We start from the raw sequence: 24,944 nt of genomic DNA on the forward strand, positions 1-24,944 counted from the left end.
GCGCGCCGGGCCGCCGCCGGAAAGGCCCCGGCCGTGGCTGCTGAGGACGCCGAGCGCTTCGGCTTCGTCACGCTGGCGCAGTTCCTGCGCCAGCTCCCGGCGCTGGAGGTCCTGCACGACGCCGGCAACGGGGACGAGCGCTTACGCTGGGTCGAGCCGAGCGAGCTGGCCGACCCGACCCCCTACCTGCTCGACGGCGAGTTCCTGCTTACCGCCGGCCTTCCCTTCGAGGGCGTCGGCGGCAGCGAGGCGGCGGTGGATGCCTACGTGCAGCGCCTGGTCCGGGCCCGGGTCGGGGCGCTCGGCTTCGGCTTGGAACCTTATTTCGAGGCCGTGCCGGACGCTGTGGTCGCGGCCTGCCGGCGGCACGGGCTGACCCTGGTGTCCATCCCGGGCAGCCTCCCCTTCGCCGCCCTGGGACTCGAATTCTCCCGGCTCCTCGAATCCGACAACGCCAAGACTTTCCGCCAACTGGCCGACACCAACCGGCAACTGATGCGCGCGGTCCTGTCTGCGCGTCCCGAACATGAACTCCTCGCGGCCCTCGTGCAGCGCGTCCCGGTCTGGGCCGTGTTGTTCGGCGCGGACGGACGAGTCCGGGCCCGCGGCGCGGCCGGTTCCGCCGGGCTCCAAGCCGGCGCCGGCGCCGCAGCGGGAGTCGATTCCGCCGCTTTGCAGCCGTTGCTGACCCGGCTGCTCGCCGGCAGCGGTCCCCGGGTGGAAATGGATTCATTCGACGCCGCAGGCTCCTCGCTGGTCTTCGGGTATCCGTTGCGCAGCACCCGGGACGCCAACCTCGGCGCGCTTGTCCTCGGCACGGACGCACCGCTGACCCCGGCCCAGAACAGTGTCGTCTCCACCGCCGTCGGGCTGCTGGAACTGCTGGTCCGCCAGCGCACAAGCGGTTCCCTGGCCCCGAGCCAGCTGGCCACGGCGTTGCTGTTGCATCCGGAGACCGTGGCCTCCGGAACGGCACGGCACGTCACCGGCTTGAAGGACCTGCTGGCGCAGAGCATTTCCTCCACCCGGTCCGGGCAGTTGCGCGTCGTCCAGGGAGTCCGGGTCGGCGCCGCCGCCGGGGGCGCCCGGCCGGCGGACGGTCCGCGCCGCACAGGCGAAGCCCCGGTGCGGGAGCTGCTCGAATGGCGCCGGCTCTTCGACACCAAACTCGTGGAGCTCACCGACTACGGCTTTGCCGCCATTACCCGGCTCAGGGTCGACGACGCGCTGCTCGCCGAGGTGGAACGTCTCGGCTGGCGCCTGGTGATCGGCGGGGGCACCGACTTCGAGGGCCTGGCCGGCGCCCACCAGCGCGCCACCTCGCTGCGAAACCAGGTCCTCACCGGCCGCCGGAGCGTGCGGGAGGACGACGTCACCTGGTCCGTGACGGGCCTGCTCGGCCCCGAGGCCGGCACCCTGCTGGCCGGGCGCCTGCTGGCACCCGTACTCGCCCTCGAACCGGAGCGCCGCGACAGCCTGCTCGGCATCCTGCGCGCGTGGATTGGCGAGAACGGCAGCTGGGACGCCACCGCGAAGGCCACGGGACTGCACCGTAACAGCGTCCGCCGGCACCTCGGCGTCATTGCTGACCTGCTGGGCCTGGATCTCAACCAGGCCCAGGCCCGCGCGGAGCTCTGGGTCGCGCTGCAGTACCTGGGCGGCCCGGAGCTGGCCGACGCCGGGGCCGGCGCCACCGTCCCGGCTGTCTTCGCGGCCGCCGCTACCGACTCCCCGGCAGCCTCAACGTTCGCCGGACGGACGTCCGCCGCTCAGATCCCCCAGGCGCGGTAGAGCTCCGGGCGGCGATCGCGCAGATAGGCCACCGCGGCGTCGGCACCGTGCTCCGCGGCGTCCTCGGCGGCGTCCGCCGGCACACCGACGTCGGCGAACAGCAGCTCCACGCCGGGTCCGGCCGCGGCCAGGACGGAACCGTCCGGGCCGGCGACGATGCTGCCGCCCCGGAACTCGCAGCCCGCCTCCACGCCGGTGTGGTTGGCGTAGGCCACGGTCAGCTGGTTCTCCAGCGCCCGGGCCCGGACCAGCACCTCCGGCACGGCGTCGAATCCGCCGGCGAGGGCCGTGGGCACCAGCAGCAGTTCGGCGCCGCGCAGGGCGGCGGCGCGGGCGGACTCGGGAAACTCGATGTCGTAGCAAATGACCAGCGAGGTCTTGAACCCGTGGAACTCCACGACATCCGGGGCCTCGCGGGCGGCAGCAAACGCTTCCCGTTCATCGGGGCCGAACAAGTGCACCTTTTCGTAGCGGAGCAACTCCTCGCCGGACTCATCCACCAGGGTGGCGGAGATCCGCCACTCCCCTGCCGGCGTCACGGCGGGCAGGCTGTACACCAGCGCGATCCGGTGCCGCCGGGCCACCCCGGCCAGGGCCGCGCGGAGCGCCGGCAGCGTGGCAGGATCAAAGGCCGCACGCAGCCGGATCGGCGCGTACCCGACCGGAAAGAGTTCCGGCGTCAGCAGCAGCTGCGCGCCCTCGGCGGATGCTGCACGCGCAGCCTCCTCGACCGCCGCCACGTTCGCCGCCACGTCGAGCACGGCCGAGTTCGCTTGCATCAGGGCCAGCAGCACCATTACCACCTCGAGATTCTCCGGACTTTCCGCAGGCCTGCCGCGGACTCTATTCCAGCCTAGCCTCGGCCCGGAAAGGCCGGGCTGGTGCAAATCCGCCCGGTCGGAGGGCGGTCAGGGCGGAACGTCCCTGCGGCGGGGCGCAGGCCGGGTGGCACCCCGCGGCGCCGCCGGAATCCCGTTACGCCGCACTCCATGCGTTAACTTCTTGACTACAAGCCCCGGATGCGGCACTCTTCATTGCATGCCCTCACCAACGCGCTCAACGAGGAGCCGCACTAAAAACCCCGGGTCGCAGTCCGCGCTTCGACATCTGAACCAGCAGCGGATCATTGAATGCCTACTGGCCGGCCCCTCCACCCAGGCGGAACTGGCCCGGCAGACCGGACTCTCCACCGCCACGGTCTCCAACATCGTCAAGATCATGCAGGACGCGGGGCTGGCGTCCACCGAACCAATCACCAGCTCCGGGCGCCGCGCCCTGAACGTCCGGCTCAACAGCAACGGTGCCGTCGCCGTCGGCATCGACTTCGGCCGCCGCCACCTGCGGGTGGTCCTGGCCTCGCTCAGCTACCACGTGGTGGCGGAGGAATCGGTCCTGTTGCCACTGGGCCACCACGCCGAGGAGGGCATCACCGCCGCCGTCGGGGTGCTCGACCGGCTGCTGGCCAATAGCGGCGTGGAACGCAGCGCCCTGGTGGGGGCCGGCGTCGGCATCCCGGGCCCTATCGACCGCCGTACCGGCACTGTGGCGCAGGGCGCCATCCTGCCCGAGTGGGTGGGCATCAACATCCTCAAACGCCTTGAGGAAGCGCTGGATCTGCCGGTATTCGTCGACAACGACGCGAATCTGGGCGCGCTCTCCGAGGTGACGTGGGGCCCGCACACCGGCATCAGCAACCTGCTCTTCCTGAAGATCGGCTCGGGCATCGGCGCCGGGCTGATCCTGAACGGAATGCCGTACTACGGGAACGTCGGGATCACCGGCGAAATCGGCCATGCCACCATCCACGAGCACGGCCTCGTCTGCCGCTGCGGGAACCGCGGCTGCCTGGAAACCATCGCCTCCACCACCACCATGATCGAGCTGCTGGGCCGGGGCGAGGACGCACCGCTGACCCCGGAGGACATCGTGCGCAAGGCACGCGCCCGGGACTCGGCAACGCTCCGGGTGGTGGACGACGCCGGGCTCGCCGTCGGCCGCGCGCTGGGCAACGTCGCGAACCTCATCAACCCGGAGGTGATCGTGGTGGGAGGCCCGCTGGCGGGGCTCGGCGAACTGCTGCTGGACCCGATCCGGCGCGGCCTGGTGCGCCACGCGGTCCCCGTCATCGGTGAAACCACCACCCTGACGATGTCCTCGCTTGGCGACCGTGCCGAGGCCCTTGGCGCCACCGCGCTGGTCTTCCAACATGCCGGAATACGGCGAAACTAAAGCAGCCGTTACCTAGCCGTTGCGTTAAAGACTTGACGACAACGGCGTGATCCAGTTTACTTTTCCATCAGACGGCCCTGCGGTTTGCAGGGGCGGACAACGAAGTCATGCATTGGAGGCGTAAGGGCAGATGACGTCCCTCAACACGCACAGCGATCCGATAATTCTCGAGATGCGCTCCATCACCAAAGAGTTCCCCGGCGTTAAAGCATTGGCCGAGGTGAACCTGCGGGTGAAGGCCGGCGAAATCCACGCCATCTGCGGCGAAAACGGCGCCGGAAAATCCACCCTCATGAAGGTGCTCTCGGGCGTTTACCCCTACGGCAGCTACACCGGCGACATCGTCTACCAGAGCGAAGTCCAGCAGTTCAAGGACATCCGGGCCAGCGAGCACGCCGGCATCGTGATCATCCACCAGGAACTGGCCCTCATCCCGGAGCTGTCCATCATGGAGAACATCTTCCTGGGCAACGAGCCGACCAGGCGCGGGGTGATCGACTGGGCCGAGGCACGGATCCGCTCCACCGAACTGCTCGCCCGGGTCGGGCTCCGCGAGGACCCGGACACCCCGGTCAAGGAAATCGGCGTCGGCAAGCAGCAGCTGGTCGAGATCGCCAAGGCGCTGAACAAGAAGGTCAAGCTCCTCATCCTCGACGAGCCCACCGCGGCCCTGAACGAATCGGACTCCCAGCACCTGCTGGATCTGATCCTGGGCCTGAAGGGCCGGGGCATCACCTCGATCATCATTTCGCACAAGCTCAACGAGATCGAGCAGATCGCCGACTCCATCACGATCATCCGCGACGGCAAGTCGATCGAGACCCTCGACGTCAAGGCTGACGGCGTCGACGAGGACCGCATCATCAAGGGCATGGTGGGCCGGACCCTGGAATCCCGGTTCCCGGAGCACGAACCCAAAATCGGCGAGACGTTCTTCGAGGTCAAAAACTGGAACGTGGGGCACCCGCAGATCCAGGACCGCCTGGTCTGCAAGAACTCCAACTTCTTCGTGCGCCGCGGCGAGATCGTCGGCTTCGCCGGCCTGATGGGCGCCGGGCGCACCGAACTCGCCCGCTCCCTCTTCGGCCGCTCCTACGGCCGCTTCATCTCCGGCCAGGTCTACAAGGACGGCAAGGAACTGCACCTCAAGACCGTCAAGCAGGCGATCGACGCGGGCCTCGGCTACGTCACGGAGGACCGCAAGTCCCTCGGGCTGAACCTGCTGGACGACATCAAGGCCACCACGGTTTCGGCGGCGCTGAAGAAGATCAGCAAGCACAACGTCGTCGACGCCGACAAGGAATTCACCGTCGCCGAGCAGTATCGCAAGTCGCTGCGCACCAAGACGCCGTCCGTGGAGGAAGGCGTCGCCAAGTTGTCCGGCGGCAACCAGCAGAAGGTGGTGCTGGCGAAGTGGATGTTCACCGACCCGGACCTGCTGATCCTGGACGAGCCGACCCGGGGGATCGACGTCGGCGCCAAGTACGAGATTTACGGGATCATCCAGCAACTGGCCAACCAGGGCAAGGGCGTCATCGTGATCTCCTCGGAGCTTCCTGAACTGTTGGGGCTCTCCGACCGCATCTACACCATCTTCGAAGGCGCCATCACCGGCGTGCTGAACAAAGAGGAAGCCAGCCAGGAAAGCCTCATGAAACTCATGACTTCCGCCCGCAAGACTGCCTGACCCTCTGGACCATCCAGAACATTCCGGACAACAAGGACTGACAAAATGAACGCGCTCAAGAAGCTCTTTGGCGGCAATACCCGCCAATTCGGCATGATCTTCGCCCTGGTTGCACTGATCGTCTTCTTCCAGATCGCCACCGGGGGAAACACCCTCACCCCGGGCAACGTGATCAACCTCTTCAACGGCAACTCCTACATCCTGATCCTCGCGATCGGCATGGTGCTGGTGATCATCGCCGGCCACATCGACCTCTCCGTAGGGTCGGTCGCGGCATTCGTCGGCGTCAGCGTCGCCCTGATGATCCAGGACTGGGGCATCCCGTGGTACCTCGGCATCCTGTTCGGCTTGCTGCTCGGCGTCCTGATCGGCGCCTGGCAGGGCTTCTGGACCGCCTATGTCGGCATCCCGGCCTTCATCGTCACCCTGGCCGGCATGCTGCTCTTCCGCGGCTTCAACCAGTTCGTCGGCAAGTCCAACACCATCCCCGTCCCCGCCGACTTCCAGTACATCGGTTCCGGCTACCTGCCTGAATTCGGGCCGGTCACCGGCTACAACAACCTGACCCTGCTGCTGGGGCTGGCCGGTGTGGCATTCGTCATCGTCAGCGAGATCCGCTCCCGCCGGAAGGCCAAGGCCCTGGGCGCCGAGGTTCCCGAAGCCTGGGTGACCGTCACCAAGCTCGTCCTGATCTGCGGCGCCATCCTCTACGCCACGTACCTGTTCGCGACCGGCCGTCCGGGCACCTCGTTCCCGATCCCTGGCCTGATCCTCGCCGTACTGGTCCTGGTCTATGGCTTCATCTCCTCCAAGACCATCGTGGGCCGCCACGTCTACGCCGTCGGCGGCAACCGGCACGCGGCCGAGCTGTCCGGCGTGCAGTCCAAGAAGATCAACTTCCTGGTCATGATGAACATGTCCATCCTGGCCGGCCTCGCCGGCATGATCTTCGTCGGCCGCTCCACCGCCTCGGGCCCGTTCGACGGCGTCGGCTGGGAACTTGACGCGATCGCTGCCGTCTTCATCGGCGGCGCCGCGGTCACCGGCGGCGTCGGCACCGTGATCGGCTCGATCGTCGGTGGCCTCGTGATGGCCGTGCTGAACAACGGCCTGCAGCTGCTCGGCGTCGGCGCCGACCTCACCCAGATCATCAAGGGCCTCGTGCTCCTGATCGCCGTCGCCTTCGACGTCTACAACAAGTCCCAGGGCAAGCGGTCGATCATCGGCATGATGATGAAGAACTTCGGCCGCGGCAACGAGATCAAGCCCGACGAAACCACCTCCACCAAAGAGGTCATTGCCAAGGAAGCCTGACCGGTTTCTTGGCCCCGATACCCCTGATTCTCCGAACACCATCTATAGAAAGTGAACCAAGCAATGCAAATGATTGGTAAAGCAGGAAAGGCAGCAGCGATCGCTGCTATTGCGGCACTGGCGCTGACAGCCTGCGGCCGTTCCGACAGCGGAACGTCCGGTGGCGCGAGCAGCGGCGCCGAGGCGTTCCCCAAGGACTCCTCGATCGGCGTCGCACTCCCCCAGAAGACCAGTGAAAACTGGGTGCTGGCGGAGAAGCTGTTCAACGACGGCCTCAAGGGTGCCGGTTTCAAGGCAGATGTGCAGTTCGCCAACGGCGGCGTCTCGGAACAGCAGAACCAGATCAGCGCCATGGTCACCAAGGGTGCCAAGGTCATCATCGTGGGTGCCATCGACGGCGCCCAGCTGGGTACCCAGCTCAAGCAGGCCAAGGACGCCGGCGCCACCATCATCGCGTACGACCGTCTGCTCCTGAACACCCCCAACGTGGACTACTACGTGGCATACGACAACTTCAAGGTTGGCGAGCTGCAGGGCCAGGCCCTGCTGGACGGCATGAAGGCCAAGAAGCCCTCGGGCCCGTACAACATCGAACTGTTCGCCGGATCCCCCGACGACGCCAACGCGAAGGTCTTCTTCGACGGCGCCATGAAGGTGCTCCAGCCGAAGATCGACGACGGCACCCTGGTGGTCAAGTCGGGCCAGAAGACCTTCGAACAGGCCGTCACCCAGGGCTGGAAGGCTGAGAACGCCCAGCGCCGTATGGACACCCTGCTCGCCGGCACCTACGGCAGCGCCTCCGTGGACGGCGTGCTGTCCCCGAACGACACGCTGGCCCGCGCCATCCTGACCTCGGTCAAGGCCGCAGGCAAGCCGTTGCCGGTCGTCACCGGGCAGGACTCCGAAGTTGAGTCCGTGAAGTCCATCATGGCCGGTGAGCAGTACTCCACCATCAACAAGGACACCCGCAAGCTCGTCGAGCACGCGATCACCATGGTCAAGGACATCCAGGCCGGCAAGACGCCTGAGATCAACGATGACAAGTCCTACAACAACAAGGTCAAGACCGTCCCGGCCTACCTGCTGGAGCCGGTCATCGTGACCAAGGAAAACGTTAAGACCGCTTACGTCGACGATCCGGTACTCGGACCGATCACCAAGTAGTCTGACGCTCTAAAACCGGGCCCCGGTTCTCCCGCAGTGACCAGTTCACTGCGGGAGGGCCGGGGCCTTTTTGTACCCCAAAACCGCGCCCCTCCCGCAGCTCGCGCCGCCAAACACCCGCCCCTCCCGCAGCCGGGTGAGAAGATGGCAGCATGTCTGCCCCTATCGCGAAGCCGTGGCTGTCCAACCAACCCGACCAGGACCCGCGGACGGCCACCGGCGCCCGGCTGCGGTGGGGTGTGGTCGCCACCGGCGGGATCGCCGCCGCCGTCACCAGGGACCTCGAACTCCTCCCGGACGCGGAGCTCTACGCGGTGAGCTCGCGCAGCCAGGCAGCGGCCGACGCGTTCGCGGCCGACTATGGCTTTGCCCGCGCTTACGGGGACCACGACGGCGTGGCCGGCTACGACCGGCTGCTGGCCAATGACGCCGTCGACGTCGTCTATGTCGCCACGCCGCACGCCCACCACCACGAAATCGCATTGGCGGCCCTGCGGGCCGGCAAGCATGTGTTGTGCGAGAAGGCCCTTACCGTCAACGCCCGGGAGGCGGCCGAGCTCGTGGAGCTGGCGCGGGACAAGGGCCTGTTCCTGATGGAAGCAATGTGGAGCCGGTTCCTGCCCAGCATGCAGCGGGCCTTCGAGATCGCTGCTTCGGGTGAGATCGGCGAGGTCAAGTGGGTCGGCGCGGACCTGGGCTTCCCGGCCCCCTACTCCCCCACCTCCCGGCTGTGGGCTCCCAGGGACGGCGGCGGAGCCCTGCTGGACATCACCATCTATCCGCTGCTGTGGGCGCTGGGCACGCTGGGTTTCCCGCAGACGGTCAGTGCCACCGGCTGGATCAATGACGACGGCGTGGACGCCCAAAACGCGCTGACCCTGGGCTATCACCACGGGGCCCAGGCGCAGCTGACCTCCTCGCTTCTGGCCCATGGGCCGCGCGCCGCCACGGTGGCCGGGAGCCAGGGGTTCCTGCAGAGCCTGGGCTCGGTCAACAACCCCACGGAACTCGTCGTGCGGGTCGGCTTCGAGGAGCCGCGCACCGAACAGTTCAGCGTTGTGGGGCGCGGCTACAGCTACGAACTCCGCGAGGTCACCCGATGCATCCAGCAGGGCCTCACCGAGAGTCCGGTGATGCCCTTGGAGGACTCCCTCAACACCATGCGGCTGTTCGACGGCGTCCGCGCCCAGCTGGGAGTGAGCTACCCGAACGACGTGCGCTGACCCTGGATTTCCGGGCTTTGTGGGCCCAAGTTTGCCGTGGGCTATGGACTCGCCCCGGCCCCCGGACTTACTCTGTAGGCCAATCGTCGATGGATTTCGGGGAGGTGTGTTGCGCATGGAATCTGCAGCCAGCCGTCCCCGTGCGCGCCGCTTCCTGCGACGGGGGCTGCTGGCCTTGGGAGCCGGACTGTCCTGGCTGGCGCTCTCCGCCGCCTCGGCCAACGCCGACGAACTCAAGGTCTCCAGCGCAGTTCCACCCGCCCCCGGTTCGGCCGTCGTGACCATGATCCAATTCCCGAAGGCCGATGACCCGATAGCACCCGTAAGCCCGGCACCGTCGGCTCCAGCCCCGACTGCGCCTGCCGTCACCCCGGCTCCGGTTTCGCCGCCGGTTTCGCCTCCGGCTGTACCTGTGCCGGCTGTCCCGGCGCCAGTTGTCGCGGAGCCCGCCGTCGTGCAACCCGTTGTGCCGCTTGCGGCGCCCGACGCGCCTCCTGTCGTCCCGCAACCGGTGTTGCCGGTTGCCCAGCCCGAACCGGCCTCCCAGGTTACCGAGACTCCGGCCCCCGTCCCACCGGTCAGTGAGCCGGTCGCCAGTCCCCCGGCCGAGCCCGCCCCGGCTCCCGCGCCGGTCCCGCCCGGAGAGCCTGCGCCCGCCCCTTCCAGTGATCCGGCACCGGTCACGGACCCGGCTGTTCCGGTCACCGCTCCCGACACCGGCGCCGGAGACCTCCCGGCTGTCCCGTCCGCTCCCGAGCCAGCGCCCCCAGTGAGCGGATCCGTGCCCGGCACGGTACCCCCGGCCACCCCGCCTGCGGTGGTACCGGTGCCGGTGGTCGTCCCCGTGGTCGTCCCGGGCCAGGTCGGGGCCGGCCCTGCACCGCTTGTCCCGCCACGGAAGACCGCCGCAGGTACCCCGGCAAGCGCTGATCCTTTGCTGAAGCAAAGCCCGGCGGCTGTGGACCGGCCGCGCGGCCTTCAAGCCGTTTACCCTGCGGCGGGCTACGGCTACGTTCCCTCCCTGACCCTGCCGGACGTCCCGGCCCGCGGCAGCCTGCCGGGTGCCTTGGCGGCAGGGAACCGAACTCCTGCGGGCCCCCGGTCGACCGGAGACGGTGCCCCCGCGGCGCCGACGGGCGGCAATGACGCGCCCCGGCCCCGTGGCGGCGACACCGGGCTGCCTGCCCCCGCTGCGCTCCCGCCGACCCCAGGGTCGGGGTCCGGCAGCGGTTCCACGTCCAGCGGGCCTTCCGGCGCTGCCGCGTGGACGCCAAGCGCGTTCTTCCTCATCCCACCAATGGGCACCGACCCCATCAGCGGCCCGCTACAGCACGTCCATCCTGCTGTCGCCGCCGATCCGGGATCTTCTCCTGACTAGTAGGGCCGTCCTCTGCCACTTTCCTGCGCAGAGCACGGTCCTTCGGGCTGCCACGCACGCCCGCCACCAGTCATTCAGGAGATTTCCCCATGGACACCACCGTCCGCGACCGGATACCCGGCACCAACGCTTCGCCTAGGCGCGCCGTCTCAGCGCTCCTCGCGTCCGGTCCGGCCCCCACCCAACGCGCATCCCTGCGGCAATGCCCACGCCGGCTGCTGCGCCCGACGCCGGCGCAAGCTCCGCCCGCGGGACGGCCACCGTAACGCGTGGCCGCTCCCGTCCAGGTCTATTGCCGCCGGAGCGAAGTCGTTGGGTCCGCTGGGGGATTCAACGGCCTCGCAGGCTCCGGCGGCACCCCCTCCCTTCGCGAGAAAGGTGAAACCGCCACCACAGACGACAGCTGAACGATGCGGCCCGTGCCGGAACCCGATACCCGCACCCGTATTATTCTTTAGGGACGCCACCGCGGCGCCAGGACGAAAGACGGGGAACATCGTGGACGCTTTACCCAGTGAGGTCACGACCGAGATCCTGAGCGGCCGCTACCGTCTGGGCGAAGTGATCGGCCGGGGCGGCATGGCGTCCGTGTACTCTGCCCGGGACGAGAACCTGGGCCGGGACGTCGCGCTCAAGCTCTTCGCCCCGCAATCCGCGGAGGCCGATGAGCTCAAGCGCCAGCAGGCCGAGATCGAACTCCTGGCCACACTGAACCATCCGAGCCTCGTAACGCTCTTCGACGCCGGCACGGACACCCGGATCCCGGACGAGCCCAGGCCCTTCCTGACCATGGAACTGGTGGAGGGCCAGGACCTCCGGAGCCGGATCCGGCACAGCCCGGTCCCTTTCGACGAGCTTGCCGTGATCGGCGCGGGACTCGCGGATGCCCTCGCCTACGTCCACTCCCTCGGAATCATCCACCGCGACATCAAGCCGGCCAACGTCCTGCTGGTGCAGGTCCGACCCGGAGAACCGCTGCGGCCAAAGCTGACCGATTTTGGCATTGCCAGGATCATCGACGGGACCAGGCTCACCGCCACCGGAACGATGGTGGGAACGGCCGCCTACCTGAGTCCGGAGCAGGCCCGCGGCGCCGACATGGGCCCGGCCAGCGACATCTACTCGCTGGGACTGGTCCTGCTGGAGTGCATCAAGGGCTCCGTGGAGTACCCGGGAAGCGCCGTCGAATCGGCAGTGGCCCGGTTGCACCGCGCCCCCGTTGTTCCTGACGCGGTGCCGGCCGAGTGGGCCCAGCTGATCCGGGCCATGACCGCACTGGACCCCCTGGACCGGCCCTCGGCGGCCGACCTGGAGGCTGCGTTGCGCCAGGCCCTGGTCTCCCCCGACTCCTTGCCGGGCCTGCTGGCCGAAGAACGGACCAGGGTACTGCCCGCACCGCCCGCCAGGCCGCCGCGCTCGGCGACGGGAGTTCGGGACTTTGTCCAGGACACAGCTCAGGACCCTGTCCAACGCACAGCGGCGGGCTCGGCCGGCCACGCCCCGGGCATCAGGCCCGGAACCCGCCGGCACCACGCACTGACCCCGGACGAGGCCCCGGCGCGCCGCGCAGGCGTGCTGGCCCGCCCGCTCGCACGCTTCCGGCGGGCCCGACTCCGCACGAGGATCGCGGTCGTCCTCGCGTTGGTGGCGCTCCTAGCGGCAGCCGCCGTCGCCGTCTCCCTCACTGTCCCCCAGCCGCCCGCCGTCGTGCCCTATCCGGCCGTCTCCGGCGATTTGGGCGAGCACCTGAAGCAACTGCAGAAGAGCGTGCAACCATGAATGCCACTGGCAAACGGCGGTGGAACCTGGCCATAGCCGGTCCGCTGCTCACCGCTGCCCTGATCGCAGGGTCGCTCACCGGATGCGGCGCTCCTCCCGAGCTGGACGGCACGGCTGCACGTCAGCTCCAGTCCCAGGTCCTGGCAGTGACCGAGGCCGCAGCCACCAACGACTCCGCCGGCGCATTGAAACTGCTGGACGAACTGACGGCCAGGCTCGACGCGGCGGCAGCGGACGGACAAGTGTCCTTCAAACGCCACCAAAGCATCAAGGCGGCCATCGATGCCGTGCGCGCCGACCTCACGGCCAAGCAGGCGGCGGCCGACAAAGCCGCCCGGGATGCGGCGGCGGCCAAGAAGGCAGCAGCCGACAAGGCTGCGGCGGCAGCCAAGGCAGCGGCGGCAGCAGCAGCCGCGAAGGCGGCCGCCGCGGCCCAGGCAGCGGCGGCGCCGGCTCCCGTGGCGCCTGTCCCCGTAGTGAAGAGCAAGCCCAAGGGCAAGGGCAAGGGCGGCCACTGACGGCGCGCGGACTTTCACAATTAGCCGGATCCGGCTAGCTTGGTCAGTCAGGCCGGAAACGGCCTGACTGACCCAACCGCTGTCCGAGCACTTGTACCAACCTTGTATCCGTCCCTTGCAACGACGCGCAGGCCGCAGCCTGCCAGCCGAAGGAGTGAAAGCAAGCATGGCAACAGTCCAGGAATCCATCGCCGTCAACGTCCCCCTGAGCCAGGCCTACAACCAGTGGACCCAGTTCGAAGACTTCCCGCAGTTTATGAGCGGCGTCGACGCCGTCCAGCAGCTCGATGACACCACCGTCCACTTCCAGACCAGCATCGGCGGGGTCAAGCGCGACTACGACGCCAGGATCACCAGCCAGGACCCCGACCGGCAGGTGTCGTGGGAAAGCCTGGACAGCCCCCGAAACGCCGGCACCGTGCGCTTCGCGGAGCTGGGACCGGCGGAGACCCGGGTCGACGTCGAACTCAGTTGGGAGCCCGGCACTGCAACCGAGAAAATCGGCGCTGCGGTCGGGCTGGACTCCCGGCAAGTGGGGGCGGATCTGCAGCGGTTCAAGAAGTTCATTGAGGGCCGCGACTTTGAGACCGGCGCGTGGCGCGAACGGGTCAACAGCGGGGAAGCGGGCGGGCTGACGCCGGTGACAGACCCGGAGTACGACGTGCTGGGGACCGGAGCGCCGCTGGACGCGGACCCGGATCTGGCAACCGAACCGGCCAGCGAGGCCGGCGGCGACCGGAGGATCTCCGACCGCTAGGCACTCGCCGGCCGACACGGTCCGACGACGGTGGGACGCACCGCCGTCGTCGGCCGGACATGGACCGGCCGGTTGCTTAAACGCCGAACGGCGCACCGGGAACTCCCGGTGCGCCGTTCGCGTTGTGCGGGCTAGCCCAGCAGGGACAGCACTTCGCTGAACTTGGCCGAGGGCCGCATCACGGCGGAGACCTTGGCTTCGTCCGGACGGTAGTAGCCGCCGATGTCCACCGGGGATCCCTGGACCGAAAGCAGTTCGCCAACGATGGTTTCCTCGTTGGCGGCCAGGGCGTCCGAGACGGCGGCGAAGGCCGCGGCCAGCTCGGTGTCGTCGCTCTGGCGTGCCAGCTCGTCGGCCCAGAACTTGGCCAGGTAGAAGTGGCTGCCGCGGTTGTCCAGCTCGCCGGCCTTGCGCTTCGGGGACTTGTTCTCCAGCAGGAACGTGCCGGTGGCGCGGTCCAGGGTGTCCGCGAGGACCTGCGCGCGGGCGTTGCCCGTGGAGGTTGCCAGGTGCTCGAAGCTCACGGCGAGGGCAAGGAACTCGCCCAGGCTGTCCCAGCGCAGGTGGTTTTCCTTGAGCAGCTGCTGGACGTGCTTCGGGGCCGAGCCGCCGGCGCCGGTCTCGAACAGGCCGCCGCCGTTGATCAGCGGAACGATCGAGAGCATCTTGGCGCTGGTGCCGAGCTCAAGGATCGGGAACAGGTCCGTGAGGTAGTCGCGGAGCACGTTGCCGGTGACCGAGATCGTGTCCTCGCCCTTGCGCAGTCGGGCCAGGGTGAAGGCCGTGGCCTCGTCCGGGGACATGATTTCGAGCTGCAGGCCCTCGGTGTCGTGGTCCTTGAGGTATTCCTCGACCTTGGCGATCATCCGGGCGTCGTGCGCGCGGCCCTTGTCCAGCCAGAACACGGCCGGGGTGGCGGAGGCGCGGGCGCGGGTGACGGCGAGCTTGACCCAGTCGCGGATCGGCACGTCCTTGGTCTGGCAGGCGCGCCAGATGTCACCGGGGGCAACCTGGTGTTCGATCAGGACGGTGCCGGCGTCGTCGACCACCTGGACGGTGCCGGCGGCCTGGATCTCGAAGGTCTTGTCGTGGCTGCCGTATTCCTCGGCGGCCTGGGCCATCAGCCCGACGTTCGGGACCGTACCCATGGTGGTCGGGTCGAAGGCGCCGTTGGCGCGGCAGTCGTCGATGACGACCTGGTAGATCCCGGCGTAGCTGCTGTCCGGGAGGACGGCGAGGGTGTCGGCCTCCTGGCCATCGCGGCCCCACATGTGGCCGGAGCTGCGGATCATGGCCGGCATCGAGGCATCGACGATGACGTCGGAGGGAACGTGCAGGTTGGTGATGCCCTTGTCCGAGTCGACCATCGCCAGCTCGGGGCCGTCGTTGAGGCCCTTCTCGATGGCGGCTTCGACGTCGCCGCGGATCTCTTCCGGGAGGTCCTCGAGGCCGTTGAGGATGGAGGCGAGGCCATTGTTGGGGCTCAGGCCGGCCGCGGCGATCTGGTCGCCGTAGGTGGCAAAGAGATCCGAGAAGTAGGCCTTGACGACGTGGCCGAAGATGATCGGGTCGGAGACCTTCATCATGGTGGCCTTCAGGTGTGCGGAGAAGAGCACGCCTTCTTCCTTGGCCCGGGCAACCTGGGCGGCGAGGAAGGTGTCCAGGGCGGCGGCGCGCATCACGGTGCCGTCGATGACTTCGCCGGCCAGCACGGCGAACGCCCGCTTCAGGACCTTGACCGTGCCGTCTTCCTTGACCAGCTGGACCTTGAGGTTGGTATCCGCCTCAATGACCACGGACTTCTCGTTAGAGCGGAAGTCGTCGGCATCCATGTGGGCGACGTTGGTCTTGGACTCCGGGGTCCAGGCGCCCATGCTGTGCGGGTTCTTCCGGGCGTAGTTCTTGACCGAGAGCGGCGCGCGGCGGTCGGAGTTGCCTTCGCGCAGGACCGGGTTCACGGCGGAGCCCTTGATCTTGTCGTAGCGGGAGCGGATGTCCGTCTCCTCGTCCGAGGCCGGGTTGTCCGGGTAGTCCGGCAGGGCGTAGCCCTGGCCCTGGAGCTCGGCGATGGCGGCCTTCAGCTGCGGCACGGAGGCGCTGATGTTGGGCAGCTTGATGATGTTGGCCTCGGGCTTTTTGGCGAGCGCGCCCAGTTCAGCCAGGGCGTCACTGACGCGCTGCTCTTCGGTGAGGTAGTCGCCGAAGACGGCGATGATGCGGCCGGCTAGCGAAATGTCGCGGGTCTCCACTTCCACACCGGCCGTCGACGCGAATGCCTCGACAATCGGCAAGAACGAATAGGTAGCCAGCATCGGCGCTTCGTCGGTGTGGGTATAGATAATCTTGGCCATTGCTCGGGCGTCTCCCTGAAAGTCTGCGGATATCCGGAAATCTTGTGTTATCTCAACGGCTCTAACTTACCCGAGGTGGCCCCATTGGCGCCTATCCGGGACGGGCTCCGGCGCCCCCGTGACTCGTGCAGCCGGCCTAACCCTGCGCGAATCTGCTGTGACAGTTGTTGACAAAGTTCTTTACATGTTCGTCAAGTTGACGTAGTTTCTAACCCATCACAGCGGCCCGCACCCGCAGGCCGCCCCGCATTCCTCCCGGTTAGGACACCCATGAGAACACCCAAGACTCTGGCCACCAGCCTCCTCAGCCTCTCCGCCGCGGCCCTCCTGGCCATCTGCGCGGCCGGCGGCGCCACCGCCTCGACCGTTGCGGCGCAGGACAAGAAGGCTCCCCAGGTGGCCAGCCAGTCCGTCGACGGCTCGCGGGCCGCCGACTACTGGACGCCCGAGCGGATGAAGTCGGCCATTCCGGGCGACGTGCTGGCGGACAAGGCTCTGGCCCGCGGGAACAAGTCCTCCGCTGCCACCGTGGAGAAGGGTGCCAGCACGCAGATCTCCGGCAAGGCCGCCAAGGGCAAGACCACCCTGCACGCCGACGAGTCGCCGATCTCCAACATCGGCAAAGTGTTCTTCACGATGGGCGGCAGCAACTACGTCTGCTCCGGCAACTCGGTAACCTCCACCAACAAGAGCACCGTCTCCACCGCCGGACACTGCGTCAACGAGGGTCCGGGGGCCTTCGCCACCAACTTCGTCTTCGTCCCCGCGTACCTCAACGGCGCCGCCCCGTACGGCAAGTGGGCTGCCAAGGCCCTCTACACCACGACCCAGTGGAGCTCGGCCGGCGACATGCAGTACGACACCGGATTCGCCGTCGTGTCCCCGCTGAACGGACAGAACCTGTCCGACGCCGTCGGCGCCTCCGGCGTCCAGTTCAACGCAGCGCGCGGCCTCACCTACAAGTCCTACGGCTACCCGGCCGCGGCGCCCTTCGACGGCCAGTCGTTGAAGAGCTGCACCGGCCCGGCCTCCGATGATCCCAACAATCCCCAGTTCAACGCCCAGGGCATCCCGTGCGATATGACCGGCGGATCGTCCGGCGGCCCCTGGTTCATCGGTACCAGCTCCGCCGGCTACCAGAATTCCATCAACAGCTACGGCTACGGCAGCCGCTCCACCGTGATGTACGGCCCGTACTGGGGCTCGGTGATCCAGCAGGCCTACAGCACCGCCGCAGCCGCCTAAGAACCCCACCCCCAATACACCCACACCCTAGGAAAGGAATAGGGCAACGCGGGGTCACTTGCCACCCTCCCCCTCGACAGGGCCGCAAGTGACCCCGCGTTGCTGTGTGCTGGTCCCTGAGCCTGGCCTCCCACCGGACATGCCCATCGCTCAGACCACCCGAGGGACATGCCCATCGCTCAGACCACCCGCCGGACATAACCTCCATATGTCCATTCGTGGGTTCCAAGGATGGGCATGTCCGTCAGGCCTGGAGGTCTTGCCCGGTCCGAACTGCGAAGGATGGACATGCCCGTCGGCCATGCTCCTTGGCGCTCCGAGTGGACATGCCCGCCGCACGCGCCGGCCGGTGGACATAATCCCCATATGCCCACTCCTTGGCGCGCACGATGAGCATGTCCCGCCGAGTCTTCCGCCCGCGCCCACTCCTGGCCCCGACGAATGAGCATGTCCGGCGGCCTCAGCTCCCTGGACCCCGAAGCACACCAAAGGCAGCACAAAAATGGACATGCCCTCCCGGAAAGGAAGGGCATGTCCATTCTTGGTGGCAGCAGTTGAGCATGTCCCCTAGTGGAAGAAGTGCCGAGCTCCGGTGAAGTACATCGTGATGCCGGCGGCGTTGGCTGCGGCGATGACTTCCTCGTCGCGGACGGATCCGCCGGGCTGCACGACGGCGCGGACGCCGGCGTCGATCAGGATCTGCAGGCCGTCGGCGAACGGGAAGAACGCGTCCGAGGCTGCAACGGCGCCGCGGGCCCGTTCCGGAGCGCCGGCGGCATCGGTGTTAGATGCCCCGCCGGCACCTTCCACATCGGACTCCACCGTGACACCCAGGGTGTTGGCCCGCTCGACGGCGAGACGGCAGGAGTCGAGCCGGTTGACCTGGCCCATGCCGATCCCGACGGCGGCACCGTCGGCGGCGAGCAGGATCGCGTTGGACTTGGCCGCGCGGCAGGCCGTCCAGGCGAAGGCGAGGTCGGCCAGGGTGGCGGCGTCGGCGGCCTCTCCCGCAGCGAGCGTCCAGTTGGCCGGGTCGTCGCCCTCGGCGTCGACCTTGTCCGTGGCCTGGACCAGCATGCCGCCGGAGACCTGGCGGAACTCGGTCGGGTAGCGGCCGTAGCCCTCGGGCAGGGTCAGGAGGCGGATGTTCTTCTTCTTGACAAGGATCTCCACGGCCTCGTCCTCAAAGCCCGGCGCGATGACGACCTCGGTGAAGATCCCGGCCACGGTCCGGGCCATGCCGGCGGTGACGGTGCGGTTGGCCGCGATCACGCCGCCGAACGCTGACACCGGATCGCAGGCGTGGGCCTTGGCGTGGGCGTCGGCGATCGGGTCCGCCGCGGCGGCGGAACCCACGGCAACGCCGCAGGGGTTGGCGTGCTTGATGATCGCAACGGCGGGCTCGGCAAAGTCGAACGCGGCGCGCAGGGCGGCGTCGGCGTCGACGAAGTTGTTGTAGCTCATCGCCTTGCCGTGCAGCTGGTCGGCCTGGGCGATACCTGCCGGGGCAGCCTTGTCCACATACAGCGCGGCCTGCTGGTGCGGGTTTTCGCCGTAGCGGAGGACCTCGGAGCGTTCCAGGGCCAGGCCGGCGTAGGCGGGCCAGTCGATCACGCCGTCGCCGTCTTCATCCAGGAACTGGCTGGCGGTCCAGGTGGCCACGGCGGTGTCGTAGGACGCGGTGTGCGCGAACGCCTTGGCGGCGAGCCGGCGTCGGGTCTTCAGGTCGAAGCCGCCCGAGGAGGCCGCCTCCACGACGGAACCGTAGGAGGCCGGGTCCACCACGATCGCGACGGCGGCGTGGTTCTTCGCGGCCGACCGCACCATCGCGGGGCCGCCGATGTCGATCTGCTCGACGACGTCGTCCTGCGCGGCGCCGGACTTTACGGTCTCCACGAAGGGGTAGAGGTTCACGACGACGAGGTCGAACGGCTCGATCGACATGTCCTCGAGCGTCTTCATGTGCGCCGGGACGCGGCGGTCGGCGAGGATGCCGCCGTGCACGCGCGGGTGCAGGGTCTTGACGCGGCCGTCCAGCATTTCCGGGGAGCCGGTGACTTCTTCGACTTCCTGCACCGGGATTCCGGCGGCGGCGATCTTCTTGGCGGTGGAACCGGTGGAGACGATCTTGACGCCGGCTTCGTGCAGGCCCTTGGCGAGCTCCTCCAGACCGGTCTTGTCGTAGACCGAGATGAGGGCCCGGCGGATGGGAACACGGTCGATGGATACACGCTCAAGCTGCGTAAAGCTCACAAAAGTCTCCGTCTTATATCGCGGCGCGGCCGCGGGTGGTGGGGATGCGGCCAGTTTATCGCGTCATGGCTCTCTGCATCCCCGCCGGGAGCCAGCGCGCCCGAGTGTGAAGCTTCACCGCTGGCGCGCGCCGGGACGTAGAGTTTTCCCAGGAGGCGAGATGAATACTTACACCACTGTGCCCAGCGGCGAACAGGTGGTCCAGGAACTGCCGTGGCGGTGGAAGGTCCAGGGCCGGATTTTCCTGATCGGCGGCCTGGGCTTCATGTTCGATGCCTGGGACGTCACGCTGAACGGGATCCTCATTCCGTTGCTGTCAAAGCACTGGTCCCTGACCGCTGGCGACGCGGCCTGGATCGGCACCTCCAACCTGATCGGTATGGCCGTGGGCGCCTTTGTCTGGGGCACCATCGCGGACACGATCGGGCGCAAGAAGGCTTTCACCGCCACCTTGTTGATCTTCTCGGTGTTCACGGTGCTGGGCGCGTTCTCCCCCGACTTCCTCTGGTTCGTGGCGTTCCGGTTCATGGCGGGCTTCGGCCTGGGCGGTTGCATCCCGGTGGACTACGCACTGGTGGGCGAGTTCACGCCCCGCAAGCAGCGCGGCCGGGTCCTCACCGCGATGGATGGCTGGTGGCCGATCGGTGCGGCGCTGTGCGGGTTCGTCTCGGCCGGGCTGATCGCCGCCTTCGCCGACTGGCGGCTGACCATGCTGATCATGGTGCTGCCCGCGCTGCTGGTGTTCTGGATCCGGCGCAGCGTCCCGGAGTCGCCGCTGTTCCTGATCCGCAAGGGCCGCCGCGAGGAAGCCGCCAGGGTGATCGACGACCTGGTCGCGGCCACCGGCGCCGAGGCCCGGGTCTACAGCCTGCCCGAACCCCAGGACGCGCCCCGGCTTTCCGCCGGCAGCGCCTGGACCCAGTTGCGCGCGCTCTGGCAGTTCAATTGGAAGATTACGACGGCGGCCTGGGCTTTGTTCTTCAGCATCCTGCTGGTCTATTACCTGTCGTTGACCTGGATGCCCCGGATCCTGATCGGCGCCGGCTTCGAGGAGTACAAGGCGTTCCTGACGACGGCGTCGATGGCCGCCGTCGGCCTGCTGGGCGTGGTGGTCGCCGCGCTGCTGGTGGAGCGGACGGGCCGCAAGTGGATCCTTGCCATCACCGGCCCGCTGTCGGCGCTGACGCTGGTGATTGTCGCCGTCGTCGTGGACATCCCGACGGCGGCCGTGTTCTGGCTGCTGGTGTTCGGCTTCGTGGTGCAGGTGGCGATCCCGGTGCTGTACGCCTACGTGTCGGAGCTCTACCCGACCGAGCTGCGCGGCTCGGGCTTCGGCTGGGCCTCGACGTTCTCCCGGCTCGGCGCCGGGTTCGGGCCGTTGATCTTCGCCACGTTCCTGTGGCCTGAACTGGGGCTGGCCACGTCCTTCGCCCTGGCCGGCGGCCTGGTGTTGATCTCGGTGCTGTGGATGGCGTTCTTTGCCCCGGAAACCAAGCAGCGCCGTCTGGAGTAGCTTTCCCGCCACCGCTCCCCCGCCGGCCCGGGACGCCGAAATGCCCTATCCCTTTTGGTTGCCCTGAGGGTCTCAGAAGCACCACAAGTGATAGGGCATTCGGGGGGTGGCTACTGGATGCAGGTCGCGTACACCGTCATGGCCGTAGTTGTCCGCTGCGTTACGGTCCAGCCGGTAGGCGTCCCGCCGGTCATGACGGGCTGGCTGACAACGGCGCCGTTGTTGCCGGTGGTGGAGCCCAGCGAGTAGCCGCCCGAGACGGCGGTCCTGCCGGCTGGGCAGTTGACCTGAACCACGAGCGTTGAGCCGCTGTTCGACTCGACAGTCACGCTGGTCGACGCGGCCGCCCCGGTGGCTCCGGTGGCCCCGGTGGCTCCGGTGGCTCCGGTCGCACCTGTGGCCCCCCTGGCACCGGCCGGTCCAACGGGGCCGATGGCTCCGGTGTCGCCCTTTTCGCCTTGCAGCCCGGTGGCGCCTGTTGCACCGACGGCACCGGTAGCTCCGGGCTCGCCCTTCTCGCCCTGGATGCCCTGGGCACCGGTCTCGCCGGTGTCGCCCTTCTCGCCCTGGGCTCCGGTGGCTCCCATGGCGCCGGCCTCGCCGGTATCACCCTTGTCGCCCTTCTCACCCTGGGCTCCGGTGGCTCCCATGGCGCCGGCCTCGCCGGTATCACCCTTGTCGCCCTTCTCACCCTGGGCTCCGGTGGCTCCCATGGCGCCAGTGGCGCCGGCCTCGCCTACGAGCCCCTGGATCCCCTGCGGGCCGGCGATCCCTGGGATCCCCTGCGGGCCGGCAATGCCCTGGATCCCCTGCATGTTCCAAGAGATGGCGGTTTCCTTCTTCAAATCGCACGTTTGGCCGGCTGCCAGCACCCGGAGCTGGCCGCCGTTGTTGATGTTGTAGCAGCCGCTGATTTCGCCGGTGCCGGACGTCGTCGAAGCGGCATAGGCGGCAGAAACGGCGCCCGTTCCGAGGACGAGCGCCGCAGTAAGGCAGAGAACCTTCGGGCTGGTTTTGGCAAAGCTGAACTGTGACACGATGGACCCCCAGGGACGCAAGAGACGAATGAGACTGCGTCAGACTATGGCCCCGGACGGCCCCTCAACCGGCGGCGAGATACCCGATTTTCGCCAGTCACTACCCGACTTATTCGCGGAGTACTCGCTTTTGTCGAGCCGACTACTTGGTTGGGTATTTCCCCGTCGAAAAACGGCCGTCGGCGCCGCCCCGGGAGGGCCCAACTGCCTCGCAGTTGTTGTCGTTTTGAGGGCTCAAAACGACAACAACTGCGGGCTAGTTGGGGGTCTTAGCTCCCGCGGCGAGCGACTTCAGCGTCGACACCAGCAACCGCCGCTCTACCGTCTTGATGCGCTCGTGCAGGGTTTCCTCGGTGTCGCCGTCGTCCACGCTCACGGCTTCCTGGGCGATGATCGGGCCGGTGTCGACGCCCGCGTCCGCCCAGTGCACCGTGCACCCGGTGACCTTCACGCCGTAGGCCAGGGCGTCGCGGACGCCGTGCGCGCCGGGGAAGGCCGGCAGCAGCGCCGGATGGGTGTTCAGGTACTTGCCGCCGAACGCGTCGATGAAGTCGGCACTGACAATCCGCATGAACCCGGAGGACACGACGACGTCGGGCCGGTAGGCGGCAACGGCTTCGGTCAGCGCGGCATTCCACGCGGCCCGGTCCGGGTAGGCCTTGAAATCCACCACGAAGGTCGGGATCCCAGCGGCCGCGGAGCGCTCCACCCCGTACGTTCCGGGCCGGTCGGCGCCAACGGCGGCGAGTTCCACGTCCAGCTCGCCGGCCCTGACGGCGTCGATGACTGCCTGGAGATTGGAGCCGGTGCCTGAGACGAGGACAACTATGCGCATTGACTTAGCTTATGGGGCCACTCGCGTACGCTGGAAAATATGAATTCCCCCCAGGACCCCGGCGGAGCCCAGCGGGGACAGAATCCCCGGAGCGAAGCGGCCAAGGCATCGCTGCTCCGGACGCACAACCTGTTCCGCGCGTTTATCGTCACGGTGCTTGGGGCGTTCTTCGTCTTCCAGCTGGACGTCAGCTACCTCTGGCTCACCGCAATCCTTACCGCGGCCGCACTGGTGCTCGGCATCGTACTGCTCGTGCGTGCGGCGAAGCTCAAGGAATCCCGCCTGGTGCTGTTCGGCACCATCTCCGGTTTGGTGGTCTCCGCGGTCATGGTGCTGATGGTGCTGGCCTCCGCGGTGTTCTTCAACCAGATCCGGGACTACCAGCAGTGCGCCCGCCATGCCCTGACCCAGCAGGCTGCCTCGGCGTGCCGGACCCAGCTGGAGAATTCGCTGCCCACGCAGCTGCGCTAGCGCCGGCCACCCGCCAGGCCCGGAACGTCGCCGTTTAATCGGCTTCGGCGGCCAGTTCCAGATCCGCTTCGTGCAGTTTCTGCCGTCGTTCCAGCCACGGCCCGGCCGCGTAGCCGATCACGACGCCGATGCCCGTTTCAGCTGCCACGAACAACGCCGTTGTCAGGGGGTCCGGGCCGATGTCCGTGAGCCGTCCGATGCCGGCGGAACCGCGGGCCAACCAAGCCAGCGCCGCCGCGAGCAGACCTGCCACGGCGCCGATCATGGCGCCCAGGACCAGCGTGGAGACGGTGGCCGTGAACCAGCGCGCCTTGACCTTGATGGAGAGCCATTCGTCGAAGTGGTTTTCGCCTTCGCGCAGGAACCACCAGCCCGCCAGGAGCCCGGCGAGCGCAGGAATCACGAGGGCCACGAAGCCATACTCCAGCGCACCGGCGGGCAGCGCGGCGAACACCGGGATGGAGGGCAGCGGCCCGACGGCGGTGGCCAGCGGCCCGGCCTGCGATCCGACGCCGAGCGCGAACCCGGAGCCGGAAGTCCAGGCCAGCGCGAACACGGCCAGGTTGGGCAGGTAGCCCAACTGCGCGATGGTGAGCGCCGCGCCGCCCACCGGGCCGGCGTCGAGCGCCTCGTAGACGGCAATGATGAGGTTCCAGTGGATGATGAGGTCCACGGTGAGGAGGGCGGCAGCCATGGCCAGGCTGGCCATCACGGCCACGAAGCCGGCCTTGACGGCGGAGCCAAGGTAGGAGCCTGCCCAGCGCGAGTGCTGGCTGGTGCGCGAGAGCCAGGCGACGGCGTCGACGCCGATCAGCCGGCTCCAGGAGCCCGCTTCCCGGCGGGCACCAATCACCATGCCGAGCGCGAAGGGGATCAACGGGACGATGGAGGCGTACCACAGGCTGACACCGACCTCGGAGGTGCGGCAGACGAAACCGGTGGCGAATCCGAAGGCGCCGTACATCATCCAGGAGCCGAGCAGCGCCTGCCAGAGCTGGTCCGTGTAGGAGGCGCGGGCCAGCCGCCGCCCCGCGCGCCAGGCGAGCAGGAACGGGAGGAGCGTGAGGCCCAGCGGGATCAGCGACAGGGTGCCGGATTCGGGCCGTCCCGCGGTTCCGGCGCCGACGGTTTCGAGCAGCAAGGGGACGCCGTGGATCAGCAGCCAGGCCTGGCCGGCCAGCCGGGCGAGGAATTCAAAGCCGCCCTCGCGGAATCCGGCCGTGGCCCAGACCGCGATAATTGGTGCGATCACGACGAGTGCGGAGATCACGGCGGCCTGCGCGGACTCCAGCGCCCCCTGCAGCCATAGAGGCATCGGAAGGCCACGGTTCCCGGTCTGATCAGCGCGCAGTTTCATCGTCTTCCATGGTGCCACGTGCGGGGCCTTCCGCCGGGTTCC

Annotated in this window: 18 protein-coding genes; 12 read left to right on the forward strand and 6 right to left on the reverse strand. The window is 68.1% G+C overall.

The genetic code is table 11. The features are described from left to right. The first annotated feature begins 33 nt into the window (after nucleotides 1-33). Entirely contained in the window at nucleotides 34-1,791 is a 1,758-nt protein-coding gene (locus tag AB4Y91_RS11175) for a PucR family transcriptional regulator ligand-binding domain-containing protein (RefSeq protein ID WP_441418536.1), read from the forward strand. On the opposite strand, the gene AB4Y91_RS11180 is transcribed toward AB4Y91_RS11175, so the two are convergent. Next, complete coding sequence (locus AB4Y91_RS11180; protein ID WP_441418574.1) at nucleotides 1,770-2,588, reverse strand: nitrilase-related carbon-nitrogen hydrolase; 819 nt, start codon at nucleotides 2,586-2,588, stop codon at nucleotides 1,770-1,772. The two genes, AB4Y91_RS11175 and AB4Y91_RS11180, sit on opposite strands and share 22 nt — an antisense overlap. A 241-nt stretch (nucleotides 2,589-2,829) precedes the next feature. Here AB4Y91_RS11180 and AB4Y91_RS11185 point away from each other — a divergent pair, with 241 nt between their 5' ends. From AB4Y91_RS11185 to AB4Y91_RS11220, 8 genes are all read left to right on the forward strand, one after another. Continuing rightward, nucleotides 2,830-4,020 carry an ROK family transcriptional regulator gene (locus tag AB4Y91_RS11185; RefSeq protein ID WP_441418537.1) on the forward strand — a complete coding sequence of 397 codons (1,191 nt, stop codon included), beginning with the start codon at nucleotides 2,830-2,832 and terminating at the stop codon, nucleotides 4,018-4,020. Nucleotides 4,021-4,150: 130 nt separating this feature from the next. Continuing rightward, the gene (gene mmsA / locus AB4Y91_RS11190) at nucleotides 4,151-5,707 is read left to right on the forward strand and encodes a multiple monosaccharide ABC transporter ATP-binding protein (protein WP_175323572.1); all 1,557 of its coding nucleotides are present in this window, start codon (nucleotides 4,151-4,153) and stop codon (nucleotides 5,705-5,707) included. Nucleotides 5,708-5,752: 45 nt separating this feature from the next. After that, nucleotides 5,753-7,021 carry a multiple monosaccharide ABC transporter permease gene (gene mmsB / locus AB4Y91_RS11195; protein WP_441418538.1) on the forward strand — a complete coding sequence of 423 codons (1,269 nt, stop codon included), beginning with the start codon at nucleotides 5,753-5,755 and terminating at the stop codon, nucleotides 7,019-7,021. Nucleotides 7,022-7,084: 63 nt separating this feature from the next. Then, a complete protein-coding gene (locus tag AB4Y91_RS11200) occupies nucleotides 7,085-8,185 on the forward strand; it encodes a substrate-binding domain-containing protein (protein ID WP_441418539.1) in 1,101 nt (366 codons plus the stop codon). A gap of 152 nt (nucleotides 8,186-8,337) precedes the next feature. Further along, nucleotides 8,338-9,408 carry a Gfo/Idh/MocA family protein gene (locus tag AB4Y91_RS11205; RefSeq protein WP_441418540.1) on the forward strand — a complete coding sequence of 357 codons (1,071 nt, stop codon included), beginning with the start codon at nucleotides 8,338-8,340 and terminating at the stop codon, nucleotides 9,406-9,408. 1,873 nt (nucleotides 9,409-11,281) lie between these two features. Next, nucleotides 11,282-12,565, forward strand: a complete 1,284-nt coding sequence (locus AB4Y91_RS11210; RefSeq protein ID WP_441418575.1) for a serine/threonine-protein kinase — start codon at nucleotides 11,282-11,284, stop codon at nucleotides 12,563-12,565. Then, a complete protein-coding gene (locus AB4Y91_RS11215; protein WP_441418541.1) occupies nucleotides 12,562-13,083 on the forward strand; it encodes a mucin-associated surface protein in 522 nt (173 codons plus the stop codon). Before AB4Y91_RS11210 ends, AB4Y91_RS11215 begins: the two co-directional genes overlap by 4 nt. Before the next feature lie 166 nt (nucleotides 13,084-13,249). Continuing rightward, nucleotides 13,250-13,840, forward strand: coding sequence for an SRPBCC family protein (locus AB4Y91_RS11220; RefSeq protein WP_441418542.1), 591 nt, complete (start codon nucleotides 13,250-13,252; stop codon nucleotides 13,838-13,840). Nucleotides 13,841-13,971: 131 nt separating this feature from the next. Here AB4Y91_RS11220 and AB4Y91_RS11225 read toward each other — a convergent pair whose 3' ends face one another. Further along, nucleotides 13,972-16,191: an NADP-dependent isocitrate dehydrogenase gene (locus tag AB4Y91_RS11225; protein ID WP_441418543.1), complete on the reverse strand. Its 2,220-nt coding sequence runs from the start codon at nucleotides 16,189-16,191 to the stop codon at nucleotides 13,972-13,974. 270 nt (nucleotides 16,192-16,461) lie between these two features. On the opposite strand from AB4Y91_RS11225, the gene AB4Y91_RS11230 reads away from it, so the two are divergent. Next, nucleotides 16,462-17,436, forward strand: a complete 975-nt coding sequence (locus AB4Y91_RS11230) for a trypsin-like serine peptidase (protein WP_441418544.1) — start codon at nucleotides 16,462-16,464, stop codon at nucleotides 17,434-17,436. A 567-nt stretch (nucleotides 17,437-18,003) separates the two neighbouring features. On the opposite strand, the gene purH is transcribed toward AB4Y91_RS11230, so the two are convergent. Further along, nucleotides 18,004-19,689 (reverse strand): bifunctional phosphoribosylaminoimidazolecarboxamide formyltransferase/IMP cyclohydrolase, encoded by a 1,686-nt coding sequence (gene purH / locus AB4Y91_RS11235; protein ID WP_441418545.1) that lies wholly within the window; start codon nucleotides 19,687-19,689, stop codon nucleotides 18,004-18,006. A 160-nt stretch (nucleotides 19,690-19,849) separates the two neighbouring features. Between purH and AB4Y91_RS11240 the strand changes: the two genes are divergently transcribed. Next, nucleotides 19,850-21,202 (forward strand): MFS transporter, encoded by a 1,353-nt coding sequence (locus tag AB4Y91_RS11240; protein ID WP_441418546.1) that lies wholly within the window; start codon nucleotides 19,850-19,852, stop codon nucleotides 21,200-21,202. Nucleotides 21,203-21,312: 110 nt separating this feature from the next. Here the strand turns inward: AB4Y91_RS11240 and AB4Y91_RS11245 are convergent, their stop codons facing one another. Together AB4Y91_RS11245 and purN are read right to left on the reverse strand one after the other, a co-directional pair. Next, a complete protein-coding gene (locus AB4Y91_RS11245; RefSeq protein ID WP_441418547.1) occupies nucleotides 21,313-22,239 on the reverse strand; it encodes a hypothetical protein in 927 nt (308 codons plus the stop codon). 256 nt (nucleotides 22,240-22,495) lie between these two features. Further along, complete coding sequence (gene purN, locus AB4Y91_RS11250) at nucleotides 22,496-23,074, reverse strand: phosphoribosylglycinamide formyltransferase (protein ID WP_441418548.1); 579 nt, start codon at nucleotides 23,072-23,074, stop codon at nucleotides 22,496-22,498. Nucleotides 23,075-23,113: 39 nt separating this feature from the next. Here purN and AB4Y91_RS11255 point away from each other — a divergent pair, with 39 nt between their 5' ends. Further along, the gene (locus tag AB4Y91_RS11255) at nucleotides 23,114-23,545 is read left to right on the forward strand and encodes a hypothetical protein (protein WP_441418549.1); all 432 of its coding nucleotides are present in this window, start codon (nucleotides 23,114-23,116) and stop codon (nucleotides 23,543-23,545) included. A 34-nt stretch (nucleotides 23,546-23,579) separates the two neighbouring features. Here AB4Y91_RS11255 and AB4Y91_RS11260 read toward each other — a convergent pair whose 3' ends face one another. Beyond that, a complete protein-coding gene (locus tag AB4Y91_RS11260; protein ID WP_441418576.1) occupies nucleotides 23,580-24,902 on the reverse strand; it encodes a cell division protein PerM in 1,323 nt (440 codons plus the stop codon). Nucleotides 24,903-24,944: the final 42 nt, after the last annotated feature.

Origin of the sequence: Arthrobacter sp. YAF16, from assembly GCF_052113385.1 — a bacterium.
GTDB lineage: Bacteria > Actinomycetota > Actinomycetes > Actinomycetales > Micrococcaceae > Arthrobacter.